Here is a 2,282-nt window from a genome sequence, read left to right as displayed (position 1 = left end):
AAAGCGGATGGGGAACCCCCACCCGCCTGCGCGGTGGGGTAGTTCATCTTTCCAGAGAACCGCGCGTCACCCCTAGCTGGCTGTGGAGCTTCAGCTGGCGCCACAGTTGAGAGCCACTCATCTGGCCTTGGAGGAGCTGTTGATAGCAGTGCAGAGTTTGCCGAATCTGCTCGGGAGATTCCTGCAAGAACTCGATGCGCAGATAGCGCAGCCCCAGTGCCAGTAGCCGCGGCACATATTCGGCCCCAGTTTGGGCTGTGCCGTTGTAGAGGGTGTTGCGGCAGCCAGCGTCAGCTTTCAAAATGTGCTCAACATTAGCCCTGTCCCTTAGCTTTACCTCGTGTTTTTCGCAGGGGCGGCCACAATTGGTGTAATCGGTGCCGCTCGACAAAAAGGCGCAGAAGACGCAGTGCTCCATGTGAAACAGGGGCATGTGCTGGTGGATGGTAACCTCGTACCAGTGGGCGGGGCCAGCTTGCAGCAGGGATCCCAGTTGCTCGTGGTTGAGGTCATAGGAGGCCGTCAGGCGCTCCAGGCGGTAGCGGCTTTTGAAATAGTGAGCGGTGATGGGGTTGGCCACGTTCAGAGAAAAATCGCCGATACAGCGCTGGTTGGCAAAAAAGCGCAGGTGGTCGTAGTTGCGCACCAGATAGCCATCGGCTCCTGCTGCCAACACCTGTTTGAGGATCCAGCTTTCTCCCGGCTTGGTAATGCGGGGCGGGGCCACCCACAGCTCCACCTCAGGGTGAGCGGCCTTGGTAGCGCAGATAACTTCCCGGTAGCAGCGGGGATCCTCCAACTCCAGGTAGATCTGGCGGATGCCACAGGCAATCACTGCCGGCAACTGCTCCGGATCCCGCACCAAGACCACAAGCTGGGGCGATCCCGGCTCGGCTTGCTCTGGGGGGGGCAGCAGGTCTTGCCAGTGGGCGTTAGGGTTAAAGTGCCAGCGGCGGGGCCGGGCCCGCAGCGCCTGCAACTGCTCCACCGCCTGGCGCCGCATCTGGTTGAGGACGCTCAGCGGCAGCATCACTTCTCCCTCCAGGGCATTGTGCAGGGATCCCAGGCGAAAGGGCGTGCCCCCTAGGCGGCCCAGTTGCTGTTGCAGCTTCTCGTCGGTGAGGGGTTGGTGGTGGGCAGGCTGCAAGGGCACAGGGGAGTCCACCCGCACTGTGTGGCCCTCTTCATCCCGCAAAATCAGCGTCAGGGGCAGGCCGGCCTGGCCGTGGACTTCCAGGTGAACGGGGCGTCGGAAGCGGGGCTGATCCCCGGCGTAGCTCTGGCGCAGGCGTTTCTCCAGCTCTGGGTCACTGGTTTTCCAGAGGCGATCCCCCACCCGTAGGCGTTTGCAGTCAATTGCCCCCGGAGCAAAGCAAAGCCAGGCCAACCCCTGCTGCTCTTGCACACGGTAGACTCGCCCCCCCTGCTCCGGCAGCTCCGGCTCCCCCTGGTCAAACACCACACCATCCCCCGCCTTGAGGGGGGCTTCTAGGCGTACCCCCACCCGCTCCCCTTGGATCCCCAGCACCTGCCCTAAGTAAACCCCCCGCTTTTTGCCAAAACGGGCATGCACCAGCTCTTGGTTGTTGATGCCCCGCAGCCAGCCGGTATACAGCCCGCGGGAAAAGCTCATCTCCAGCTCATACCACTCCTGAGTTGAGGGCTGCCACGCCTGCCCTGCCCCCAAGGCGTCCAAGGCCCGCCGATAGATGCGCGTTACATTGGCTACATATTCCGGCGATTTCAGGCGGCCCTCAATTTTTAGGCAGTGGATCCCCAACTTGACCAGCTCCGGCAGCACCTCCAGCCCGGCCAAATCCTGGGGGCTGAGCAGATACCGCTTCTCCCCTAGATCACGCCGGATCCCGTCTACCACCAGCTCGTAAGGCAGGCGGCAGGCCTGGGCACATTCTCCGCGGTTGGCCGAACGTCCCCCTAGCGCCTCGCTGGTTAGACATTGCCCGGAATAGGCCACGCAGAGGGCCCCATGGACAAACACCTCCAGAGCAATTGGGGATCCCTTCTCTTCCAGATGGGCGCGGATCTTGGCTATTTCCTTAAGGGAACACTCCCGCGCCAGCACCACCACCTCACAACCCAGCTCGGCGGCAAACTCGGCTCCCACGCCACTGGTAATGGTCATCTGCGTCGAGGCGTGGAGGGGGAAATCGGGAGAAAGATGCCGAACCAGCCGGGCAATGCCGACATCCTGCACAATGACAGCGTCCACCCCTGCTGCCGTCATGGCGCGGATGTACCGTTCCGCCTCCTCCAGCTCCTCA

1 protein-coding gene is annotated in these 2,282 nt (G+C 62.4%); it reads right to left on the bottom strand.

Annotated features, from left to right (window positions below):
• Positions 1–43 precede the first annotated feature (43 nt).
• Positions 44–2,282, bottom strand: a 2,239-nt coding sequence (locus NW835_RS10890) for a DUF3656 domain-containing U32 family peptidase (protein ID WP_414415293.1), incomplete at its 5' end; no start/stop codon positions are given.

The organism is Synechococcus sp. OH2 (assembly GCF_047462155.1).
Taxonomy (GTDB): Bacteria; Cyanobacteriota; Cyanobacteriia; order Thermostichales; family Thermostichaceae; genus Thermostichus.
This window is presented reverse-complemented; position numbering and strand designations above follow the sequence as displayed.